Origin of the sequence: Paenibacillus sp. FSL L8-0644, assembly GCF_038008165.1 — a bacterium.
Lineage (GTDB): Bacteria > Bacillota > Bacilli > Paenibacillales > Paenibacillaceae > Paenibacillus > Paenibacillus polymyxa_D.
On sequence record NZ_JBBOYN010000001.1, the window covers coordinates 498,416 to 519,409 of the forward strand.

The 20,994-nt window shown below is 46.9% G+C and carries 19 protein-coding genes; 14 read left to right on the forward strand and 5 right to left on the reverse strand.

Features of this window, described 5'->3' with window-relative positions; all coding sequences use genetic code 11:
• Positions 1 to 79: 79 nt before the first annotated feature.
• Positions 80 to 1,396, reverse strand: coding sequence for an RNA polymerase factor sigma-54 (gene rpoN / locus NSS94_RS02205; RefSeq protein ID WP_318627656.1), 1,317 nt, complete (start codon positions 1,394 to 1,396; stop codon positions 80 to 82).
• 254 nt (positions 1,397 to 1,650) lie between these two features.
• Between rpoN and NSS94_RS02210 the strand changes: the two genes are divergently transcribed.
• The 6 genes from NSS94_RS02210 (at position 1,651) to NSS94_RS02235 (ending at position 7,809) form a co-directional block, all read left to right on the forward strand.
• Positions 1,651 to 4,443 carry a sigma-54-dependent transcriptional regulator gene (locus tag NSS94_RS02210; RefSeq protein WP_341038469.1) on the forward strand — a complete coding sequence of 931 codons (2,793 nt, stop codon included), beginning with the start codon at positions 1,651 to 1,653 and terminating at the stop codon, positions 4,441 to 4,443.
• A gap of 199 nt (positions 4,444 to 4,642) precedes the next feature.
• Positions 4,643 to 5,062: a PTS sugar transporter subunit IIA gene (locus NSS94_RS02215; RefSeq protein ID WP_013369099.1), complete on the forward strand. Its 420-nt coding sequence runs from the start codon at positions 4,643 to 4,645 to the stop codon at positions 5,060 to 5,062.
• Positions 5,063 to 5,064: 2 nt separating this feature from the next.
• Positions 5,065 to 5,553, forward strand: a complete 489-nt coding sequence (locus NSS94_RS02220) for a mannose/fructose/sorbose PTS transporter subunit IIB (protein WP_013369100.1) — start codon at positions 5,065 to 5,067, stop codon at positions 5,551 to 5,553.
• A 31-nt stretch (positions 5,554 to 5,584) separates the two neighbouring features.
• A complete protein-coding gene (locus NSS94_RS02225; RefSeq protein ID WP_318627655.1) occupies positions 5,585 to 6,355 on the forward strand; it encodes a PTS mannose/fructose/sorbose transporter subunit IIC in 771 nt (256 codons plus the stop codon).
• Between the two features lie 11 nt (positions 6,356 to 6,366).
• The gene (gene manZ, locus NSS94_RS02230; RefSeq protein ID WP_275041127.1) at positions 6,367 to 7,209 is read left to right on the forward strand and encodes a PTS mannose transporter subunit IID; all 843 of its coding nucleotides are present in this window, start codon (positions 6,367 to 6,369) and stop codon (positions 7,207 to 7,209) included.
• A gap of 447 nt (positions 7,210 to 7,656) precedes the next feature.
• Positions 7,657 to 7,809 carry a hypothetical protein gene (locus NSS94_RS02235; protein WP_176715694.1) on the forward strand — a complete coding sequence of 51 codons (153 nt, stop codon included), beginning with the start codon at positions 7,657 to 7,659 and terminating at the stop codon, positions 7,807 to 7,809.
• Between the two features lie 131 nt (positions 7,810 to 7,940).
• Here the strand turns inward: NSS94_RS02235 and NSS94_RS02240 are convergent, their stop codons facing one another.
• Positions 7,941 to 9,743 carry an alpha-glycosidase gene (locus NSS94_RS02240; protein WP_341038470.1) on the reverse strand — a complete coding sequence of 601 codons (1,803 nt, stop codon included), beginning with the start codon at positions 9,741 to 9,743 and terminating at the stop codon, positions 7,941 to 7,943.
• Between the two features lie 151 nt (positions 9,744 to 9,894).
• Between NSS94_RS02240 and NSS94_RS02245 the strand changes: the two genes are divergently transcribed.
• Genes NSS94_RS02245 through NSS94_RS02265 form a run of 5 tightly spaced genes read left to right on the forward strand, consistent with a single transcriptional unit; the run spans position 9,895 to position 14,417 of the window.
• Positions 9,895 to 10,569 carry a response regulator transcription factor gene (locus NSS94_RS02245; protein ID WP_029514713.1) on the forward strand — a complete coding sequence of 225 codons (675 nt, stop codon included), beginning with the start codon at positions 9,895 to 9,897 and terminating at the stop codon, positions 10,567 to 10,569.
• The gene (locus NSS94_RS02250) at positions 10,569 to 11,999 is read left to right on the forward strand and encodes a sensor histidine kinase (protein WP_341038471.1); all 1,431 of its coding nucleotides are present in this window, start codon (positions 10,569 to 10,571) and stop codon (positions 11,997 to 11,999) included. Before NSS94_RS02245 ends, NSS94_RS02250 begins: the two co-directional genes overlap by 1 nt.
• 59 nt (positions 12,000 to 12,058) lie before the next feature.
• Positions 12,059 to 12,976, forward strand: coding sequence for an ABC transporter ATP-binding protein (locus NSS94_RS02255; RefSeq protein ID WP_069010774.1), 918 nt, complete (start codon positions 12,059 to 12,061; stop codon positions 12,974 to 12,976).
• Entirely contained in the window at positions 12,973 to 13,689 is a 717-nt protein-coding gene (locus NSS94_RS02260; RefSeq protein ID WP_341038473.1) for an ABC transporter permease, read from the forward strand. The genes NSS94_RS02255 and NSS94_RS02260 overlap by 4 nt, the downstream gene beginning before the upstream one ends.
• Positions 13,689 to 14,417 (forward strand): ABC transporter permease, encoded by a 729-nt coding sequence (locus tag NSS94_RS02265; protein ID WP_069010775.1) that lies wholly within the window; start codon positions 13,689 to 13,691, stop codon positions 14,415 to 14,417. The genes NSS94_RS02260 and NSS94_RS02265 overlap by 1 nt, the downstream gene beginning before the upstream one ends.
• A gap of 71 nt (positions 14,418 to 14,488) precedes the next feature.
• On the opposite strand, the gene NSS94_RS02270 is transcribed toward NSS94_RS02265, so the two are convergent.
• Entirely contained in the window at positions 14,489 to 15,445 is a 957-nt protein-coding gene (locus NSS94_RS02270) for an L-lactate dehydrogenase (protein ID WP_029514718.1), read from the reverse strand.
• A 534-nt stretch (positions 15,446 to 15,979) separates the two neighbouring features.
• Between NSS94_RS02270 and NSS94_RS02275 the strand changes: the two genes are divergently transcribed.
• The 3 genes from NSS94_RS02275 to NSS94_RS02285 all read left to right on the forward strand — a co-directional run bounded on the left by NSS94_RS02275 (position 15,980) and on the right by NSS94_RS02285 (position 17,773).
• Positions 15,980 to 16,801 carry a MerR family transcriptional regulator gene (locus NSS94_RS02275; RefSeq protein ID WP_341038476.1) on the forward strand — a complete coding sequence of 274 codons (822 nt, stop codon included), beginning with the start codon at positions 15,980 to 15,982 and terminating at the stop codon, positions 16,799 to 16,801.
• Positions 16,802 to 16,940: 139 nt separating this feature from the next.
• A complete protein-coding gene (locus tag NSS94_RS02280; protein WP_318627652.1) occupies positions 16,941 to 17,507 on the forward strand; it encodes an RNA 2'-phosphotransferase in 567 nt (188 codons plus the stop codon).
• Between the two features lie 146 nt (positions 17,508 to 17,653).
• Complete coding sequence (locus tag NSS94_RS02285) at positions 17,654 to 17,773, forward strand: hypothetical protein (RefSeq protein WP_013369112.1); 120 nt, start codon at positions 17,654 to 17,656, stop codon at positions 17,771 to 17,773.
• A 162-nt stretch (positions 17,774 to 17,935) separates the two neighbouring features.
• Here NSS94_RS02285 and gntK read toward each other — a convergent pair whose 3' ends face one another.
• The gene (gene gntK, locus NSS94_RS02290; protein ID WP_341038478.1) at positions 17,936 to 19,483 is read right to left on the reverse strand and encodes a gluconokinase; all 1,548 of its coding nucleotides are present in this window, start codon (positions 19,481 to 19,483) and stop codon (positions 17,936 to 17,938) included.
• A gap of 41 nt (positions 19,484 to 19,524) precedes the next feature.
• On the reverse strand, positions 19,525 to 20,886 hold the full coding sequence (locus NSS94_RS02295; protein WP_341038480.1) for a GntP family permease: 1,362 nt from the start codon (positions 20,884 to 20,886) through the stop codon (positions 19,525 to 19,527).
• Positions 20,887 to 20,994 lie beyond the last annotated feature (108 nt).

The window sequence follows — 20,994 nt, forward strand, 5'->3', positions numbered from 1 at the left end:
ATTGGAGATTCTACGAGGGAGGCAGCCGGGAGAATGTGATAGCGCTGCTTTTTAGTTTTCACAACCGCTTGCTGAAGCTTTAATACACTTTTCTCCTGGTGGAGGATAAATACCCCAATTCTTCACGGTATTTGGCTACCGTTCTGCGTGACAGCTCTAGTCCTTCCTTTGCCATCAGCTCTGTGATTGCCTGATCTGAAAATGGTTTTTGCTTCTCTTCACTGTCGATGATCTGCTTTATCCGCATTTTTGCGCTCTCTGATGAAGTAGCATCCCCGTCTTTCGATCCTAGGGCGGAGGTGAAGAAATATTTGAGTTCAAACAATCCACGGGGCGTCTGCATGTATTTATTACTGACCGCCCGGCTGATCGTGGATTCATGCAGGCCGGTTATTCCAGCAATCTCCTTTTGGGTCATCGATTTCAGATGATAAACGCCATGCTCAAAAAATTCCCGTTGCCTATCAACAATAGCCTGGGCCACACGCATCAGGGTCAGGCGGCGCTGCTCAAGGCTATGAATAAGCCATAATGCTGTATTCATCTTCTCACGAAGAAATCGTTTCTCTTCCTCCATCGCCGGCTTTCGAAGCATACTTTGGTAAAAAGGATTAATCCCGACGCGTGGGACTGTGATATCATTAACTGTCACAACGTAGTCGTTTTTGGATTTCTCCACTGAGATATCTGCTATATGATACTGGCGTTCATATGGAGCAAATGCCGCTCCCGGACAAGGATTCAGCTTGCGTATCTGATCGATCATTTGTTGTACCATGTGAATGTCGATCCCTAGAGCATCCGCGATTTTTTGTATGCGGTTACATGAAAGATTGACCATGTGATGTCGCACGATTTCTTCCAGGTAAACATCATCATTCCCGGCATATCGCAGCTGCAAAAGAAGACATTCCTCCAGACTGCGGGCAGCGATTCCTGCCGGTTCAAAGCCTTGGATCAGGGCAAGTATATTTTCAACCTCATCGGTGGGGACGTCAAGTATTCCGGCAGCTGTATTTACATCCAGCTCAAGGTAGCCTTTTTCATTTAAATTCCCAATTAGAAACATGCCAATCATCTGTTGTAGTTTGGATAGCCCGCGGACCATCCCAAGCTGCGCTTTGAGATGTCTATATAAATTATCTGCGGGATTAGAGACAAAGTCCAGAAGGTCTACCGGATTATCATTTTTTCGTAGCGAATATTCTTCTTCTGTGTTGATTCTTTCGATGGACATATCGATCTCTGCCAAGTCAATGATCGGATTTTCATTTGCTTGCTCATGAAGATATGACATCAGATCGACCGAAGAATATTGAAGAATCGTGATGGCTTGTCGTAATTCTGGAGTCATAGCCAGCCTGAATGTTTGCTCTTGCTGTAATCCGTAGCGCATTATTTTATCTCAGCTCCTTACTGGGAAACAAAAATAACTTTTTATGCAGCTTATTCGTGAAGCTTATGCAATTATACTGCCAACCTTTGATCTTGGAAAAGAAGTGAATGGAATGGGCTGAATTTGAGTTTTGGATAGATTCAATAAAAAGGGTATCAGATTAATGATTAACTTGTCAGTTTATTTTCTTGTAGAGGATTATTTCTTTTTTTATATACTAATTAAATAAGAACTAGTCAGCATGGGGGAATACCGTGAAACGAATTGATGAGATCTTAGAGTATATTGCCAATGGGACAAAGAAACTGTCGGTAGAGGCCTTGCAGGACGGCGGTGGAATTACGGCTGCGGAAATAGCCGATCAACAGAATATGTTAAGAAATAATGTAAGCAAGGAGCTTAATAGCCTACTTCGCGCCGACTTGATTATTAAAATCAAGGGGAGACCCGTCAAGTTTTTGCACAAGCAGGTGATCGAGGAGACCTTTCGGGTTCAGCTTAAAGAGAAACAAATCCAAGTCAACAGTATTCATGAAATATTGCTGCCTGGAGAGCAAGTGGATCCGTTTCACGCCTTAATTGGTTTCATGGGGAGTATGAGGAACCAGGTTGAGCAGGGAAAAGCGGCAATATTATACCCGCCGAAGGGCCTACATACGCTGATTGTGGGACAGACTGGCGTTGGAAAAACAATGTTCGCTAGGTTGATGTATAATTATGGGAAATATATGAAGCGCTTTTCAGAGCAAGCACCGTTTATCGTATTTAACTGCGCTGATTATTACAATAACCCTCAGCTGCTACTTTCCCACATTTTTGGTCATGTAAAAGGAGCATTTACCGGGGCTGATCGGGAGAAAGAGGGACTGGTCGAGAAAGCGGATGGGGGCATTCTGTTTTTGGATGAGATTCATCGGCTGCCCCCAGAAGGCCAAGAAATGATATTTTATTTCATGGACACGAACAGTTACAACAAATTGGGCGAGTCGGAGCGCAAGCGGGAAGCGAATGTGCTGCTCATCGGCGCTACGACCGAAGATCCCGGTTCTTCCATGCTGAAAACCTTTATCAGACGGATACCGATTACGATCAACATTCCTTCCTTGCAAGAGCGAACTGTTGAAGAGAGGTTTTTGATCCTGAAGCATCTCTTTGCAAACGAAGCCCATCGTGTGAACAAGCCTATTAGGGTTGAATTGGAAACTGTAAAAGCACTGATTGGCAGCGTAACCTATGGAAATATCGGTCAGTTGAAATCGAACATTCAGCTTGTGTGTGCCAAAGGATTTTTGAACAGCATACATGAAAATAAGGAAGAGATTGAACTTGATTTTAAAATTTTGCCCGGAAATATCAAGGAAGGTCTATTTAATATGGGGAAGAACCGCAAGGAGATTGCCGAAATGGAGATGGTCAACTCCTCGCTGTATATTACTCCTGAAGGCAGCAAAGGAATGGATGAAGTAGACGCTTTTGAACTGCCGTTCAACTTGTACAAATTGATTGAAGACAAGATAGGGATGCTCAAAGAAGAAGGACTCGACGACAGTTTTATCAATAAGTTTATTACTACAGATGTCAATATTCACATCAAAAGCTTCTATAACCGATTTTATAACATCAAAGGGGGAAGGGAACGGATCCTTAAGATCGTAGGCAGAAATATCCTAGAGTTCGCTGAACAGGTGCAAGAGATGGCTCAAAAAGAATTGAACAGAAATTACAGCGACAGGTTTGTTTATGCCTTCAGTCTTCATTTAAGTGCTTTTTTAAAGCGAATCCGGGAGAAAAAATATGTCAGTAAACAAATCTATGAACCGATGAATGATCAGGATGAAGAATACAGACTGGCACTCATTATCAAGGATTTGATCGAGTCCAAGTTTGAAGTCAGCGTACCCGATGCCGAGACCACCTATGTGGCGATTCTTCTGAAATCGGTAGAAGAGGAGCACCAGGGAAATGTGGGAATCATCGTAGCTGCACATGGCAACAGTACGGCAAGCAGTGTCGTTAGCGTTGTCGACAGCCTGCTGGGGAGCTCAAATATTTGCGCAGTAGACATGCCTTTGGATGTTAGCCCCAGAGAAATCCTGGAAGTTATTGTGGAAAAAGTGAGGGACATTGACAATGGCAGAGGCGTATTGCTGCTGGTTGATATGGGCTCCTTGCTCAATCTTGAAGCAACCATTATGGAACGTGTCGGGATTAAGGTGAAGACTATCGATATGGTTTCAACCCCGCTTGTGTTGGAGGCTGTGCGAAAGGCCAGTATTTTTGATATGAATATAGAGGAAATTTATCAATCTTTGAAGGATTTTCGTGGATATAACACTGGAAATGCTGGAGTGAAAGCGGAAAAGACCAGTAATAAGGTAATCGTGACGGTCTGTTCCTCCGGCAAAGGTGCCGCCGCCAAGCTAAAGGAGTTTGTAGAGAAGGTTGTTTATGACTTAACCGAAGAGAAAATAGTTGTTGTACCGGCAAAGGTCAGGGAATTGGATAAAGTGGTGAAGGATTTACGGGCCAAGCATACGCTTCTTGCGGTGATTGGGGTTAAGCGGCCAAGCGAGCTCAATGTACCGTTTATCCCTTTGGAAAAACTGATCGAGGCAAGCGGTGAACAGGCATTAAGAGAATTGTTGCTCAACAATCAGTTGCCTGTTATGCATGAACACGGAAGCGTGATCGTAAGAGATCTATGTGAGGATACGCTAAAGGAGTTTATGACTTATTTGAATCCTCACAAAATTTTGGGGATTTTGATGAAATTTATCGAGCAGCTGGAACAGGAACTGGAGGCTGATTTCCATTATGCAAAGAAGGTTCAGCTTGCTGTTCATACGGCTCATGCGCTGGAACGAATGGTCATTGGAGAAGGGCTAGTGTATCAGGAGGATGTATCCTTGCTTGACCAACGATTAATCGATGTGGTGAACCGTTCCTGCAATATATTTGCCTCCAGTATTAACATTAAGCTGACTAATGATGAAAAATATTATATTTGCGAAATCCTAAGCGAAGTATATAACTGTATCCCCAAGTAGTGGCGCAAGTGTATAAAACGATGCTGGATGTGTATTAATCATGCGGATAAGGATAATAAGTAGTTGGTGAGAAAAGGCCAAATTCCCGGAGCAGCCGAGGGTTTGGTCTTTTTTTTGATAGTTAATCGCATCATACAGAATCTTGGCATGAGACTTGCATATAAGTATAGGCGAAGGATGCAAGGAGGGGGTGAAACAAATGATAGGTGTTATTGTTGGCACTCATGGAAAATTTTCTGAAGAGATCCTAAGATCCACGGAAATGATTTTTGGCCATCTGGAAAATGTGGTGGGTGTAACGTTTGAACCAGGTGAAAGTGTTAACGGACTTGTTGAGAAGTACAAAGCGGCCTTGGAAACAATTGATTGGACGGACGGATTGATTTTTCTCGTCGATTTGTTTGGTGGCAGTCCCTATAATGCGGCCAGTAGGATTGTGGCCAGGTATGAAAAAATGGACATTGTAACAGGGGTAAACCTGCCAATGATCGTAGACCTGCTGACTAATAGAGGGCTGGAGAACGTGGAGAATCTAAGTGATCTGGCCATCCGTGCGGGTCAGGATTCAATGAAGTCTTTTCGTGTCATCCGGGACATACAAACAGAGGAGGAATTATAGGTATGGAAATATCATTTGTTCGTATTGATGACCGTCTAATTCATGGTCAGGTGGCTACGGTGTGGGTGAAGGAAACGAAGTGTAACAAAATTATCGCCGTCAGCAATGAGGTCGCTGCGGATACGCTGCGCAAAACCTTATTGTTACAAGTGGCGCCGCCGGGGATTAAAGCTTATGTTGTCACGATTGCGAAAGCGATTGAAGCTTATAACAATCCTAAATATAACGATTTCAAGACCTTGTTCCTGTTTACCAATCCCACGGATGTACTGCGGGTTGTAGAAGGTGGGGTACCGTTTACATCGGTAAATGTAGGTGGAATGTGCTTCAAAGAAGGCAAAACACAAATTACCGGAGCAGTGTCCGTAGACAAGCAGGATGTAGAGGCATTTTATAAATTGCACGAAAAGGGGATAGAACTGGAGATTAGAAAAGTGGCCAGTGATCCTAAAATTAATTTGATTAACAAGCTCCAAAATGTCCAGTTTTAACAACACATACGCATAAGAGAGGGGGTCAAACATGAGTGTTTTTGAAATCGTAATGGTCACGCTGGTTGCAGCCATTTGCGGAATGGGCAGTGTTTTGGATGAAGGACAGACTCATCGTCCTATAGTTGCGTGTACACTGATCGGTCTGGTCCTGGGAGATCTCAAAACCGGTATTATTCTAGGCGGTACGCTGGAATTGTTGGCTTTGGGCTGGATGAATGTCGGAGCGTCCATGGCTCCGGATGCGGCTTTGGCCAGTGTAGTCTCAACCATATTGGTTATTGTCGGGCACCAATCGATCGGTGCGGGAATTGCCGTTGCGATTCCGATTGCGGCTGGCGGACAAGTGTTAACTATCTTTGTTAGAACGATTACCGTGTTCTTTCAGCATCTGGCAGATAAATATGCCGAATCTTCAAATTTCAAAGGAATTGAATTATGTCACTTCATAGCCCTCCTTCTTCAGGGATTACGTGTCGCTTTGCCTGCCGTATTGGTGGCTATTGCAGCAGAAACCGGTCTAGTTACGACTTTGCTGGATGCCATCCCGGAGGTCATTACAAAAGGGCTGCAAATTGCAGGGGGATTCATCGTCGTTGTAGGATATGCCATGGTTATTAACATGATGGCAGCCAAATATCTGATGCCTTTCTTTTTCTTGGGCTTTGTCATCGCGGCATTTACAAGCATCAATCTGGTTGGCTTTGGAATCATGGGAGCGGTTCTGGCTCTGCTGTATATCCAGCTCAATCCTAAATATAGCCAGCTCAAAGATCAAGTGGGTGAAATTGAAGAGCTCTAAAGAAATTCTTAATGAAAGAGTGGGGTACTATGGAAGAAAAAAAGTTGACCAAAAGCGATTTAAACAAAATGTTTTTCCGTTCATGGTTCCTGCTGGGCTCGTTTAACTTTGAGCGTATGCAGTCGATTGGTTTTTGTGTCACCTTGATTCCGGCAATCAAGCGGTTATACAGCAAGAAGGAAGACCAAAAAGAAGCACTAAAGCGGCATTTGGAGTTTTTTAATACTCAACCGTTTATCTCTGCACCGATTATGGGGGTAACGGCCGCTATGGAGGAGCAGAAAGCCAATGGCCAGCCGATTGATAATGCTACCATAAGTGGTGTGAAAGTTGGCTTAATGGGACCTTTGGCTGGAGTAGGAGACCCTATTTTCTGGGGAACATTACGCCCCGTTCTGGCTGCATTAGGAGCTTCCATTGCGTTGTCCGGAAGCGTTATCGGGCCTGTCCTATTTTTCTTGCTTTTTAATGTTATTCGCCTGGCCACTAAGTGGTACGGACTGAAATACGGCTACAAAAAAGGGACGGAGATTGTGTCCGACATGTCCGGAAACCGACTGCAAAAGCTTACGGAATCGGCCTCCATCCTGGGACTATTTGTTATGGGCGCCCTCGTATCCAAATGGACTACTCTGAATATACCACTCGAAGTATCCCGATATACCCGTTCGGATGGAGTAGAGGTTGTTACGACGATACAGATGATTCTGGATCAATTGATACCTGGTCTGTTACCTCTCTTGCTGACTTTTTTATGCATGAGACTGCTCAAAAAGAAAGTAAATGCTATAGCTCTGATTTTTGCTTTATTCGCAATAGGAATTATTGGATACGCTCTTGGTGTATTGGCTTAAGCCAATTTGTAAAGTGATCCGGTCAAGCAGCCGTCTCTGACCGGCAACCTGCCGCTTAACTTGTAAACGCTTTAAATTTTACGGATTAAAATATTCAATCATCTACAAGCGAATCTGCTAGCGTTCAACGATAGTCATGAAAGGCTGCTGGCTTGTTGATAGCTGATATAAGCAATGATTCTATATCATTAATCACTACAGGCTCAATGATGGTTTTAAAGCCACATTGAGCCTGTAAAAGCAGGTTCCGCTCTTTTGCTGTTAGTATGTTCGTTGCAATTTCTTGGAGGAGCTTGCCAGCTCGGGTACTAATAGCCTCTTTTCTCTATGATCTGATATTCGCCGAGACCTGTTTTCTTCAGCGGCATATGCATATAGCATATCTCTCCACAGTTAGGTCATATTGAGAGGTTTATGAAGCCATGAAGACTTAAGGAGGCCACTGCATTGGGAAAAAGGAGACGAACTGGCTTTAAGGGCAAAAGAATTAGGGTGGACGTTAGACAATCTTCTTCAGCTCAAACAGGGCAAGGCGGCAACCCCATTTCTATCAATGCTTCAGACGTTGGGGTAGTAAGAACAGATGTTAAAAACAAATAATCGACTTGGATAGAAGCCCATATTTAACGTAAAAAGACCACCAGGAACAAGTTAACTATCTTGTTCCTGGTGGTTTCGCTTTTTTTGCCGTATTCGGCAGGTACTTTCATCAGCATCCGCGTCTACATAGCCTATGCCTTGCTTTGCGTCTTGTTGTCGACTTCTTTTGCAGAGTTGATTGATCGCACAGGCGTTGCCTTCAGCACAGCATATCCGTAAGGAGGAAGCTCGGCATGCAGTCCCTTCGGTCCTACGGACCACTGGCTTTCGCCAAAGGCTAATTGCCATTCCTGCTCAGGAATGTCCAATTCAAAAACGTGATCCTCATCGGAACGATTGAGCAGCACGAGCAGCACTTCTTCCTCGCTGCGGCGCTCGTAGGCAAGTGAGGCACCCTCCGGCTGTGCCTCCAGGAAAGTGATGCTTCCTTGGTCACGGAGGACCGGGTGCCCCTTACGAAGCGCAATCAGCTCGCGGTAAAAGTCGAACAGCTCGTGGTCCTGCTTATCGGCATCCCACTCCATGCACTGGCGGCAGCCTGGATCGGCATCTCCATCCAGGCCGATCTCATCGCCGTAAAAAATGCAGGGTGCGCCCATATACGTGAACTGGAACAAAGCAGCCAGCCGCATCAGTCGCTTGTCGCCCCCGCACAGCGTCAGTAGGCGCGGTGTATCATGGCTATCCAGCAGATTGAAAGCAACCTCGGATGCTTGCTGTGGATAGCGGGCCAGCTGTCGTCCGATGGCGTAGGCAAAGCTTTGGGCATCGGTCACTTTTTTGACGAAAAAATCATTCACCGCGTAGGTGAACGGATAATTCATCGTTGCATCGAATTGGTCCCCCTGAAGCCATTCAGACGATTCATTCCACATTTCACCCAAAATGTACGCATCCGGATTGGCCTGCTTGACCGTAGTGCGGAATTCCCGCCAAAAGGCGTGGTCCACCTCGTCTGCCACATCCAACCGCCAACCATCGATGCCGATTTCTTCGATCCAGTGCTTTGCCACATCCAGCAGGTACTTTTTTACCTCAGGATGTTCGGTGTTCAGCTTGGGCATCATCGGTTCCAGCCCGAATGTATCGTACGTCGGTATGCCATCCACCACTTTCAGGGGAAAGCTATGTACATGGAACCAGTCCTTGTAAGGCGAGGCTTCGCCTTTTTCCTGGACGTCGACGAACGGTTTGAAAGTACGCCCTGAATGGTTGAACACCGCATCAAGCAGCACCCGAATTCCTCGATCGTGGCAGGCATCGACCAGTTTTTTCAATGTCTTTTTGTCCCCGAAATGTGAGTCCACCTCCATATAATCCTCTGTATCATATTTATGATTGGTCGTCGCCTTGAAGACAGGAGTCATATATATGGCGTTAATTCCCAGCTCGTTCAGGTGGTCTAGGTGATCCAGAATCCCCTGTAGATCGCCACCGAAAAAATTGTCTCTTTGTGGGGTTCCACCCCATGTCTCTGCACCTTCTGGGCTGATGGAGGGGTCACCGTTCGCAAATCGTTCCGGGAAAATCTGATAAAATACCGCATCCTTCACCCATGCAGGTGGCTTCAGAATATCAATCGGGTTCAAGAACGGATATTGGAACAGTTTATCTGCATTTTCGGGTTCTTGGGTAGTAAAGTCGTCCTCGTTCATCCAAATACCTTCCTCACCGTCTTCTAGCAAAAATCCATATTTCAGCCGACGGTGAGTAGGTTTTATACTGCACTCATAGTAATCAAACCTGCCATCAGTAGCGAATTTGGACATCGGGACAAGCTGTCGGGTGCGGTCCCAATCGTATTTATCTCCGGTGAGAGCATGAACGGTGTTCAGGTCATTTTTCTTCGCACGTAGCCGTAGAAATATCGTTTCATCATTATAACCAAAAGCCCAATTGCGTTTCGGGTGATGGTATATAGCTTCCAGCAGCATCGGGTAGGCCTCCTTTTTTCATAAGCATTCAAATTTGAAAATGTGAAGCGTATGTCGTATAAGATAGTTATTAACCTTTTTAAGTGGGTTATGTACCATAAATGCTATAATGCCCATTACATAAAAGAAAAACGATAAGTAGGTGCTCATGATGAAAACAAATGTGTTATACATCGAAGATGACCAGGATATCGGTGCTTGGACGCATCAGTATTTGGAAGAGCGGAATTACGCTGTAGTATGGCTTCGCAGCGGGGATGGGGCTGTGGAGGCAGCCCGTACGTGCCAACTCGTGATTTTGGATGTGATGTTACCTGGTCTGGATGGATTCACCATAGGGAAACGGCTCAAGAAAGAGTACCCGGAGCTTCCCATTCTCATGTTGTCTGCTCGTACCTCCATAGACGATAAACTGCAAGGACTGGATTTCGCCGACGATTATGTAACCAAGCCCTTTCACCCGGACGAGCTCATAGCACGTATGGAGATTTTGCTGCGCCGATCAGGAACCGTGCCTGAAGAATCCTTACAACTGGGGCATCTCTCTGTGTTCTCTCCTGATAACCGTATTGTGAACCGTGATACCGGGGAGGAAATTACACTGACAGGCAAGCAATATCACATTTTTGCTTATTTACTGCGGCATTTGGGCCAGATTATGACGAAAGAGCAAATGTATGAAGCGGTATGGGGAGATCCATATATCGACGGAGACAAAACTTTAATGGTTCACATCCGACACCTGCGCGAAAAGCTGGAGATTGATCCTGCGACACCTCGCATCATTGAGACGATCCGTGGTGTAGGATATCGGGTGAAAGCATAATGAACAGGACGCGCAAGGGTTGGAGGAGGTTGCATCCCAGCTCTAAGCCGGATCAGGGAGGTCGGTTTCGCAGTTCACTGTTGTTCCGTTATCTGGTCATCATTGTGGTTGCTATGATGCTGTTGCCCATTGTGTTGCCTGCTACAGCCTTGATATATAGCGTGTTATTCAATTGGGGGGCGGGGTCCAAGCCTAAAAACGCTTACTATCCCTCTGCTACCCATACCGAAAATAGCTGGCATCGCGAAGCTGTAGCCTTGAAGGGAGCCACACCAGAGCAAATCTCAGTCCATCTGCGCAAAATACAACAAGATATGTTCCCTAAATCCCAAATATTTTGGGTGGATACCGCAGGGTTAACTAGGTTGGAGTTACCGACCCAACCTACCCTGCCAAAACAATGGAACGCTGCGCAGGCTATAGCTTTTATGAAGCAAGCAAGCTATGAGGGGCCGTTTACGGTAGTAGCCTTTATTGGCGGGGGCAAGAATGATGTAAATCAGGGCTATATGGTATTAAAAGTGCCTCGTTCGTTCTTTGAACAGCCACCTACTGATAGTAGTATGTTGATGTACTATTTCTTTTTTATTGTATTGATTTTGGGCGCTTTTATATCCGTATCTCTTCTGTTTTTTGGAGACATTCGGCGTAGACTGTTGCAGCTTCAGGCCGCCATGTCGCAGCGAGGAGAGGACGGCTTGCCTATTCTTGTTGCCACTGGACACCCGGATGAAATCGGCAAGCTGGAAGAAGCATTTAATCAGATGGTCGAGCAGTTGGCAGAGAGTCGGGGACGTGAGCGTCAGGAGGAAGAGCTACGGAAGAGACTGGTCGCGGATCTGTCACACGATATTCGGACGCCGCTTACGGTCGTGCGTAGCCATCTGTATACACTAGATGGTGAAAATCTCAGCAGCAGAGGGAAACAGTCGATTACACTAATGGAAAACAAGCTAAAGGACCTTGGGAGTCTGATCGACAACTTGCTGACCTATAATCTCCTATCCAGTGGCAAATACACCATGAATAACACACCGCGTGATATCCTGCGGCTAGTGCGGGAGTGTGTAGCCAGCTGGTATCCGGTGTGGGAGAAGGAGGGCTTTGAAGTGGATATCGACCTGCCTGAGCATAGTATGGTGTGGAATGTCGATGAGCAAGGCTTCCGTCGTCTGCTGGACAATCTCTTTCAAAATGTAGTTCGCCATGCTGCCTCAGGCCGATATATTGGTGTTCAAGTCCAGAAGGATAATGGGACAGAGGCATTGGTTATCACAGATAAAGGGCCTGGTATGGAGCAACAGTCCAGTGAAAAAGGAGCCGGGATTGGGTTGGCGATTACAGAACTGCTGGCTCGCGAAATGAATTTGGAGAGGGAGATTTTCAGTTCATCAGCCGGGACCCGAATCCGTTTTTTAAACAAAACTTAAACTCAGAGTTCCCTTGGCTTTAAACTTGGCACGTTACGATAGGTGTCGAGGTGAGGAACTTGAACGAATACATTATTGAAACGAACAGTCTCAGCAAAATATACAAAGGCCGCGCGGCGGTTAATCAGCTGGACCTGAAAATAGCTCGGGGAGATATTTACGGATTTCTGGGTCCAAATGGAGCAGGGAAAACGACAACGATCCGCATGCTGCTTGGACTTATTCGCCCAACTCGAGGAACGATCCGTATATTCGGCAAAGATATTCGCAGACATAAGCTTGATATTTTGCGTAAAGTCGGCTCGTTGGTGGAGTATCCTTCGTATTATGGTCATTTGAACGCCATTGAAAATCTGGAGGCCATTCGCCGTATTTTGAATGTACCCAAGCAAAACATTGCGGAAGTGTTAGAGGTCGTCCGACTGACCAAGCATGCCAAACGTCCAGTCAAAGGCTACTCGCTGGGCATGAAGCAGAGACTTGGTATTGCAGCAGCCCTGCTTGGGAATCCAGAAGTGCTCATTTTGGATGAGCCTACGAATGGTTTGGACCCGGAGGGTATTCAGGAAATGCGCACATTGATTCAGGCGATGCCCAAGCAACGGGGGATCACCGTACTGGTATCCAGCCATCTGTTGAGCGAGGTAGAGCATATGGCGAATACCGTAGGTATTATTCGTGAAGGAGAGCTGGTCTTTCAAAACACGATTCATAATCTCCGTCAGGAATCCGCGGGCGGAATTCGGATCGTCGTGTCGGAACCGGAAGCAGCCCAATTGATTGCGCGTGAGCAGGGCTACCATTCGGTGAAGGACGGATCGGCGCTGGAGTTCGAGAACATGAATGATGCGGCTGTTGCGCTGCTGGTCAGAAGATTGGTCGAAAATACGCATGCCGTATACCGTGTGGAGGAACGCCGCAAATCGCTGGAGGATATGTTCATGCAGGTGGTGGGCAAAGGAGGGGCTTCCTTATGATGCTGCGAGCACTCACGGCGGATCTGCTCAAAGCACGCAGAAAGGGAATCTGGTTCTTGGTGTTCCTCGGTCCCCTTGGGCTGGTGGCCATGCAGGCGCTCAACTTTGGACTTCGATATGACTATCTGATTCCGCGTAACAAGGGTCATCTGTGGGAAGTTTTGATGGATAACATCGCTCTTTTTGTACCCCTTGCGCTGGTGCTAGGAGCTACTATGGTGGCTTCCATGTTGGCGAATGTGGAGCATACATCTAACTCATGGAAGCAGTTGCTGGCCTTGCCGATTTCCAAATTCAGCGTCTATATGGCCAAGCTGACGTTGGCGATTGGGATGCTGTGTGTGTCCTGTCTACTCCTGACGGTAGGGACTTGGGTGTTGGGAATGATCCTTGGCTTCGGGGGAGAACCTGCACCCGTAGGAGAACTGCTACGACTCGGATTTTGGCCCTTAGGCGGCACGTTGCCTATGCTCGTATTATTGTTGTGGTTAACAGTCACATTCCATAATCAAGCGCTACCTGTAACACTGGGCATTACGTTAGGTATCGGCAGCTTGTTTGCTTCACAGCTGTCCGAATGGTTTCCATTGGCCTGGCCTCAATTCGCCTGGGTTGCACCTCAAGCGTGGATGTTTGCGTCCGTCGGGTGCGGAACGGGTATGCTTCTCAGCCTGCTGACAGCGGCCCATTTTAGCCGAGAGGATGTGGCGTAATGTTCGGAGGATATGCACGGTTACTTTCTGTTGAACGGTTGAAAATGGCGAAATCGCCCGTCTGGCTGCTCGCGCTCGTCAGCCCGGCGATTGCCGTCCTGATTGGTTTGCTGGCGAATCCGGGAGGGAACTGGCTGTTGCTGTTGTCAGCCATGCTTACAGTTCATGCGCTGCTGTTCCTGCCGATGCTGACGGCCGTGTTTGGGTCTCTGGTCTGCCGTTTCGAGCATGGGGGCGGCGGCTGGAAGCAGCTGATGTCATTGCCATTGTCCCGCACCAGTCTGTACGCAGCTAAGCTGACTATCATTATGGCCTTGGTCGGATTGACCCAGCTACTGTTCGGGGGAGCGTTGCTGAGTGTTGGAGCTGTGCAGGGGATGAACGGACCGATTCCTTGGGCTGTGATCGCTCAAAGTCTGCTCGCAGGCTGGGTGGCCTGCCTGCCGCTGGCTGCGTTGCAGTTGATGGTATCCTTCTTGTGGTCCAGCTTTGCCGCACCGCTTGCGTTGAATTTTGTGTTCACCGTGCCGAATATTCTGGTCGCCAATTCTCAAACCTACGGTCCGTACTATCCATGGACACAGCCTTTATTGGCGATGATGCCGAGTGGAAGAGACAACTTTGGGGCGTTCATGGTGCCAACTGATACACTATTGACGGTTATAATGGGCAGCTTTGTCGTATTTACGTTGGCGGGACTGACGGTATTTCGTTATAAAGAGATATAGGGCGAAATACGGGGATTGCAAAAACTCCTTATCCTCAATGAGGGTAAGGAGTTTTTTTCTGTGCTATTGGTTTACACTAAGTCTGAAATGGCACGGATATTATTGCTGATAAAGTGGCAAGAGGCGTCGAACTTCGCTTGTTCCTCTGGACTTAGTTCCAACTCGATGACCTCTTGAATTCCTCCGCTGCCGATAATCGCTGGAACGCCCGTGCAGACATCGGTGTGCCCGTACTCGCCGTCCAATACAGCAGAGACCGCTATAATTTTACCATCATCATTTAAAATGGAACGGGTAATGTATGCCAGAGCATTGGCAATACCAAAATAAGTGGCGCCTTTGCGGGTGAAGATTTCCCAGCCTGCATCCCTGGTTTTACGGGCAATGTCGTCCAGATCGACGTGGCTGAATCGTTCCTTATGCTGCCGTAAAATGTGTAAAAGCGGCTTACCGCCAATCGTTACGTGTGACCAGGCAACGAATTGGGATTCGCCATGCTCGCCAAGAGCATATCCTTGTACGCTGCGCGGATCTATGGAAAACACCTCAGAAAGCAACGTCTTGAGCCGGGACGAGTCGATAGAGGTGCCCGTGCCGATCACCTTGTTGCGCGGCAGACCGGATATACTTTGTACCATATACGTTACAATGTCGACAGGATTAGCGGCAATGACGAATATACCGTCGAAGCCACCCTCCATAATCGCTGTTACAATCTCTCTGGTGATAAGCACTGCGTCGTCCAGTACAGACAGGCGGTCTTGACCTGGTCTAGGGTTGGCTCCAGCCGTTATAATCACCACGTCCATATCCGTGCAGTCTGCATACGTGCCTGCACGTACCTTAGTGCGTGTGGACGTAAACTCCATACAATGGGACAGATCCAGTGCATGGGCCAAAGCCCGATCATACGTGCGGTCAATCATCATGATTTCATCACAAATGGACTGATTAACCATTGAGTAGGCACAGCTCGAACCGACCATTCCCGCGCCGACAATAGCTACTTTCCTTGCCTTCCCCTTCATCTATGTTGCCTCCTCGTTCCAGCGAACGTTAATATGCTACAAATTATGCCTGAAATCCATTTTACGTTACATAACATAACATATTGCTGATCTTTTGAAAATATCCATTTTTTTGTCTCCATTCCGGAAAATTAAAAATGAACTGTGAAAGAGGTGTCTTTCTGCGATTAATTGTAGAATGAACGTAAATTATCAATACTTTTACTGGAAGGTAGGAGAGTGCATTTCAATTTATATTTAAGGTGACCGCTGTATAAATTATAACATGAACTATGTTGATGGAAGGAATAGTGCCATAGGAATTATAAAAGTATGACATTTATGTGACGCTCTTTAAAGAGTCTTTAGTGTACATAGAACGAAGTATTCTCTGCAATGTCGTTTCTTGTATTTCTACAAAGATTCCGTTATGACAAAGGTTCTTAGCAGTCTGCAATATTAGAACATTTTTGCCAAAGGGTTTCCAATGGATTTCGCGAATTCTACATATACAAGCTTATTTCTTTCCATACCATCCGGGGAGGTAATGATTAAATGGAAGAAATCAAATCGACGACGGAAGCAGCAAAACAGTTGGGAATCGGGGCGAGTACCCTTCGTAAATATGCAGCGGCGCTGGAGGAGCAGGGGTATGTGTTTCAGCGTTCCGCGAATCAATCAAGAATGTTCAGTGCTGAGGATGTTGAGTGCTTGAAGGTGATGCGGAGGGCGTTGCGTGAGCAGCATATGACGATGGAGCAGGCGGTTCAGGTGGTGCTTGAGAGAGTGACCGCTCCCTTTCCAATGGAGGATGAGGAATTCCGCTTGCCACCCATCTCGGATGCTGAGTCACTGACCGCAACCTGGGAAGAAATAATGGCGGCGGCTGAAGGCAGGGAAGAGACGGTCATGCAGGCTCAAGTCGCTGCTACGGTTGAACTGACAGAGTTACAGGATGAAATGAATGCTCAGACACTGTCAGAAGAACCCATGCAGCTACAGTTGCAGGAAGAGTTCCAGATTTTGGCATCAACTATTGAGTATAGATTGAAGCAAGCGCCTGTATCTGTACAAACACAGGAGTCCGTAGAGCCACAAGAACTGGCGCAGATGCAGGACATGGTGCAAAACGCTTTGTTGGAAATGCGGAGCCGTTTGGAGGAACTGGAAGCAGAGCATAGTCGTTTGGTGGAAAAGAATATCAACTTGTCTAACCAACTGGAGGATCAAAAACGCTGGATGAAAGAAAAAATCGACGAGGAACGGGATCGGCAGTTAATTACGAATTTGCGTACCTACCAGGGCAGACAACGAAAATCGCGCAGTTCGTTGTTGTCCTGGCTTGGTCTGACACCACGCAGACGCAGAGAGGCATAACTAGCATCTTTTCTGATAAAGACCATCAGACCTTCCCGGTTCTGATGGTCTTTTAGCGTATAAAGAAGAAATAAGAGGAATCCTTAATTTTATGTAGAAATATCTTTTGATCTACTATATTAAAGGAAGGAGAAATTCAATGAAGAAACAAAAGGAAGATATGAAGCTAAGTAAAATAATGAGCAAAATGCTGCGACACAAACCCGAGGAATCCGGGCTAAAGTTAGACATTACAGACGGCTCTTGTACTGTGGAACACTTACTTCAAATCATTCAAAGCTTGCCAGGCTGGTCAGGTGTAGAGCAGACTGATATTGAGCGGATCGTGCGCAATTCAGATAAGCAGCGTTTTGAAATCCATAACGGTAGAATCAGAGCTAGATATGGACATAGCTATCAAAAGATAGAGTATACTCCCGGGAATCCACCAGATGTACTATACCATGGTACGAATAAGCAAGCATTGCCATTTATTATGGCGGATGGTTTAGATCCTGTTGGCAGAAAGTATGTACATTTATCTGAAAGCACTAACTTTGCAGCATTAGCAGGGAGCCGAAGAGGTGAATTGGTCATGCTCAAGGTAAACACGATTAAAGCAAGAGAAGAGGGAATCGCATTTTATTATGCAGGGCATGAGGTGTGGCTTGCTGAGTGGATTCCTTGGGACTTGTGCAGTATTGATGATGAAGAGAGCAACACTTGAGGGGTTCTATAATTTTGAGGTTAATACATAATGCTAGTCTCCAAAATAAACAGGCATTCGCCGCAAAAATGGTGGAATGCCCCCCTTACGCATTTGACCAGGTCTACATACAATGATCCTGTAAATGAGCGAAGGGAGTGTTGTAAATGAGTCATATGTGCGGAGTAGGCGGTATGGGTTGCGGCGTAGGCGCATGGACCTCTGTAGGAGCGATTCTGGTTCTGTTTATTTTGTTGGTGATCATCTCTAAAACCCTGTTTCTGTAATTTCGGTCTTGGCCGATTTCCTGTAAAATGCACAAATGCTGCTCTACGTGACGAAGGGCGCACAACAATAAAGCGAAGACCCTTGATGAGAAGGGTCTTCGCTTTACAAGTTTAAGGGCCTATGGCTTCGCTGCTGTAACTCCATTCGGTTTACCTTGTAACTCAAGACTGTAGGGACTTGGCTTGAAATTCCGCAATATCCTTGAATTCTTCTTCGAATTTACGTGAAATGCGAATATAAATCGGCAGTAAATCGCGATAAATATCCACGTGTTCTGCTACCGGTTTGTGCTGGTGAGTGGTACCAATCATACCGGACACAGCATCCAGCGAATCAATCCGTCCCAGTGCGTACAAGCCTAGAATAGCTGCACCCAGACATGAGCTTTCCAGACTTTCGGGGATAATGACTTCCTGATCAAAAATATCTGCCATGAGCTGTCTCCATAGCTCCGAGCGTGCAAATCCACCCGTGGCGTGAATGACTGACGGTCTGTCGATGACTTCTTCCATGGCGAGCATGACGGTATACAAATTGAATAGCACACCCTCCAGAGCGGCGCGAATCATATGCTCTTTTTTGTGACGCAGGGACAGACCGAAGAAGGAGCCGCGAGCATTCGGGTCCCATAGGGGCGCACGTTCACCGGATAAGTACGGAAGAAAGAGCAGACCGTCAGAGCCAGGACGTACCTGTTCCGCAATTTGGGTCAGCACATGATACGGATCAAGTCCCAGTCGTTTGGCCGTTTCCACCTCGGAGGCTGCAAATTCATCCCGGATCCAGCGGAAGACTATACCTCCGTTGTTCACCGGGCCGCCGATGACCCACAGCTTTTCGGTCAAGGCATAACAGAAAAAGCGCCCTTTGGCATCCGTGAGCGGCTTATCAACTACGGTGCGGATGGCTCCGCTGGTGCCGATGGTAACAGCGACAACTCCAGGCTTGATCGCATTCACACCAAGGTTGGACAAGACACCATCGCTGGCTCCGATCACAAAAGGAGTCGTCTTCAGTAGGCCCATGTCATGTGCATAGGTCTCATCCAGCCCTATGAGCATATGAGTTGTCGGCACCAGCTCGGATAGCTGCTCCTTCGTCACACCTGCAATATGCAGCGCTTCCTCGTCCCAGTCCAACTGCTGCAAATTCATAAGTCCAGTTGCAGAGGCAATCGAGTGATCCACGACATATTGGTGGAATAACCGGGCAAAAACGTACTCCTTAATGGAAATGAATTTGTACGTCTGGGTCGCAACATCTGGTAAATCCCGTGTAATCCACATTAGTTTTGTGAGCGGTGACATAGGATGAATAGGCGTTCCGGTACGTAAGTAAATATCGTGTCCGTTGTATTCATGTTTGAGCGCTTCGGCCCATTTGGCGCTACGGTTATCTGCCCAAGTGATAGAGGCGGTCAGCGGTTTGCCATTCTTATCCACCGCCAGTACACTGTGCATGGCCGAACTGAAGGAGACGAACAGCACATGCTCGGCTGACACTCCGCTTTGTTGCATGACCTCTTGCACCGTCGTCACAACAGCTTTGAAAATATCTTCCGGATCTTGTTCTGCCGCATCCGGCTCAGGTGTATGGAGCGGATAACCCACATGGTGCTGGGCGGCAATATTGCCGTTTTCTTCGAAAAGAACTGCTTTGGTACTGGTCGTACCGATATCGACGCCGATCATATATCGGGTGTCTGTCATATTCAATCTCCCCTTCACTTACCGTTATTAGCTCATTATCGTTAAGTTAACACACTCAGCAGCATAATCAAACCGAAAGCGACCAGGGAGAGGATGGTTTCCATAACGGTCCATGACTTTAGAGTCTGCGGAACCGTCATATTGAAAAATTCTTTAATCATCCAAAAACCGGCGTCATTCACATGAGACAAGATCAGCGACCCTGCTCCTGTAGCAAGGACGACCAGTTCGACATTCGCGCCGGGTGTAAGTGCCAGCACAGGTGCGACAATACCGGAGCCTGTCGTCATCGCGACTGTCGCTGATCCAGTGGCTACACGAATGAGCGCAGCGACCAGAAAAGCAAATACAATCACATTCATATGGGCTCCTGTAGCGACCGCTGCAATGGCCTGACCTACACCGCTGTCGATCAATACCGTTTTAAATGCACCACCGCTCCCGATAATTAAGATAATAGAGGCTGTTGGTGCCAGACATTCACTGGTAAAACGGGACAAGTCCTCTTTCTTTAGACCACGTGCATAGCCTAGCGAGAAAAAAGAAAACACGGCCGCAATCAGTAATGCCATAACCTCATCACCAATGAATTTGAAAAATACAGTGAGCGGATGTGTATTGGCCGGGTCTACAATTTCAGCGACTGATCCGCTAAGCATTAGAATAACAGGTAACAAAATGGTGAACAAAGTAATCCAAAAGGGAGGCAACGACCGCCCCGTCGTATTTCTGAACTGCTCGTCCAGCCTCTCGGAAGGTCTGACCATGATTCTTTTGCCAATCCAAGCGCCGAAGACCGGGCCTGCAATAATGGCGGATGGGATGCCCACGATGAGTGCATATCCTATCGTGCGTCCAATATTGGCGTTAAAGGCTTCAATCGCGATCATCGGAGCCGGGTGGGGTGGTAAAAGGCCGTGTACCGTCGATAGTCCTGCCAGCATTGGAATACCGATTTTCAGCAGAGACATGTTCATTTTACGGGCAACCGTGAACAGGATGGGAATTAATAAAATAATACCAACCTCAAAAAACACCGGAATTCCCACGATAAAGCCTACGATCATCATCGCCCAATGAACGCGTTTTTCACCAAAACGATCCATCAGTGTAGTCGCGATGCGTTCGGCACCGCCAGATTCTGCCATCATTTTACCGAGCATTGTGCCTAAACCGATCACGATGGCGATGGAGCCAAGTGTACTGCCGAGCCCTTTGGTGATGGAGGCAGTAACTTCATGACCAGGCATCCCGTTAACCAGTCCGAGAAATACCGACGAAAGCAGCAGTGAAACGAAGGGATTCCATTTGAATTTAGCAATCAGCAAAATCAAAAGAATGACGGTAACTAGCGCCCATATGAGCAGGGACGCGTTATGGCTTAAGCCGAATAATGTGTTCATGAAGGTCTGCCTCCTTATTCTTATATGTATAGCTAAATGTATACTTGTCGACAACTTCAATTAAAAGAGAGCCGCGCCAGCGAGAAACGCATAAAGCGCGGTACATCT

Excerpts from the sequence above, each read along its gene's own strand:
- NSS94_RS02250 (WP_341038471.1), top strand. The coding sequence starts at position 10,569 with ATGAACAGGACGCGCAAGGGTTGGAGGAGGTTGCATCCCAGCTCTAAG.
- NSS94_RS02245 (WP_029514713.1), top strand. The coding sequence starts at position 9,895 with ATGAAAACAAATGTGTTATACATCGAAGATGACCAGGATATCGGTGCT.
- rpoN (WP_318627656.1), bottom strand. The coding sequence starts at position 1,396 with ATGCGCTACGGATTACAGCAAGAGCAAACATTCAGGCTGGCTATGACT.
- NSS94_RS02270 (WP_029514718.1), bottom strand. The coding sequence starts at position 15,445 with ATGAAGGGGAAGGCAAGGAAAGTAGCTATTGTCGGCGCGGGAATGGTC.
- NSS94_RS02215 (WP_013369099.1), top strand. The coding sequence starts at position 4,643 with ATGATAGGTGTTATTGTTGGCACTCATGGAAAATTTTCTGAAGAGATC.
- NSS94_RS02285 (WP_013369112.1), top strand. The coding sequence starts at position 17,654 with ATGAGTCATATGTGCGGAGTAGGCGGTATGGGTTGCGGCGTAGGCGCA.
- NSS94_RS02280 (WP_318627652.1), top strand. The coding sequence starts at position 16,941 with ATGAAGAAACAAAAGGAAGATATGAAGCTAAGTAAAATAATGAGCAAA.
- NSS94_RS02295 (WP_341038480.1), bottom strand. The coding sequence starts at position 20,886 with ATGAACACATTATTCGGCTTAAGCCATAACGCGTCCCTGCTCATATGG.
- NSS94_RS02275 (WP_341038476.1), top strand. The coding sequence starts at position 15,980 with ATGGAAGAAATCAAATCGACGACGGAAGCAGCAAAACAGTTGGGAATC.
- NSS94_RS02260 (WP_341038473.1), top strand. The coding sequence starts at position 12,973 with ATGATGCTGCGAGCACTCACGGCGGATCTGCTCAAAGCACGCAGAAAG.
- NSS94_RS02265 (WP_069010775.1), top strand. The coding sequence starts at position 13,689 with ATGTTCGGAGGATATGCACGGTTACTTTCTGTTGAACGGTTGAAAATG.
- NSS94_RS02240 (WP_341038470.1), bottom strand. The coding sequence starts at position 9,743 with ATGCTGCTGGAAGCTATATACCATCACCCGAAACGCAATTGGGCTTTT.
- gntK (WP_341038478.1), bottom strand. The coding sequence starts at position 19,483 with ATGACAGACACCCGATATATGATCGGCGTCGATATCGGTACGACCAGT.
- NSS94_RS02220 (WP_013369100.1), top strand. The coding sequence starts at position 5,065 with ATGGAAATATCATTTGTTCGTATTGATGACCGTCTAATTCATGGTCAG.
- NSS94_RS02225 (WP_318627655.1), top strand. The coding sequence starts at position 5,585 with ATGAGTGTTTTTGAAATCGTAATGGTCACGCTGGTTGCAGCCATTTGC.
- manZ (WP_275041127.1), top strand. The coding sequence starts at position 6,367 with ATGAAAGAGTGGGGTACTATGGAAGAAAAAAAGTTGACCAAAAGCGAT.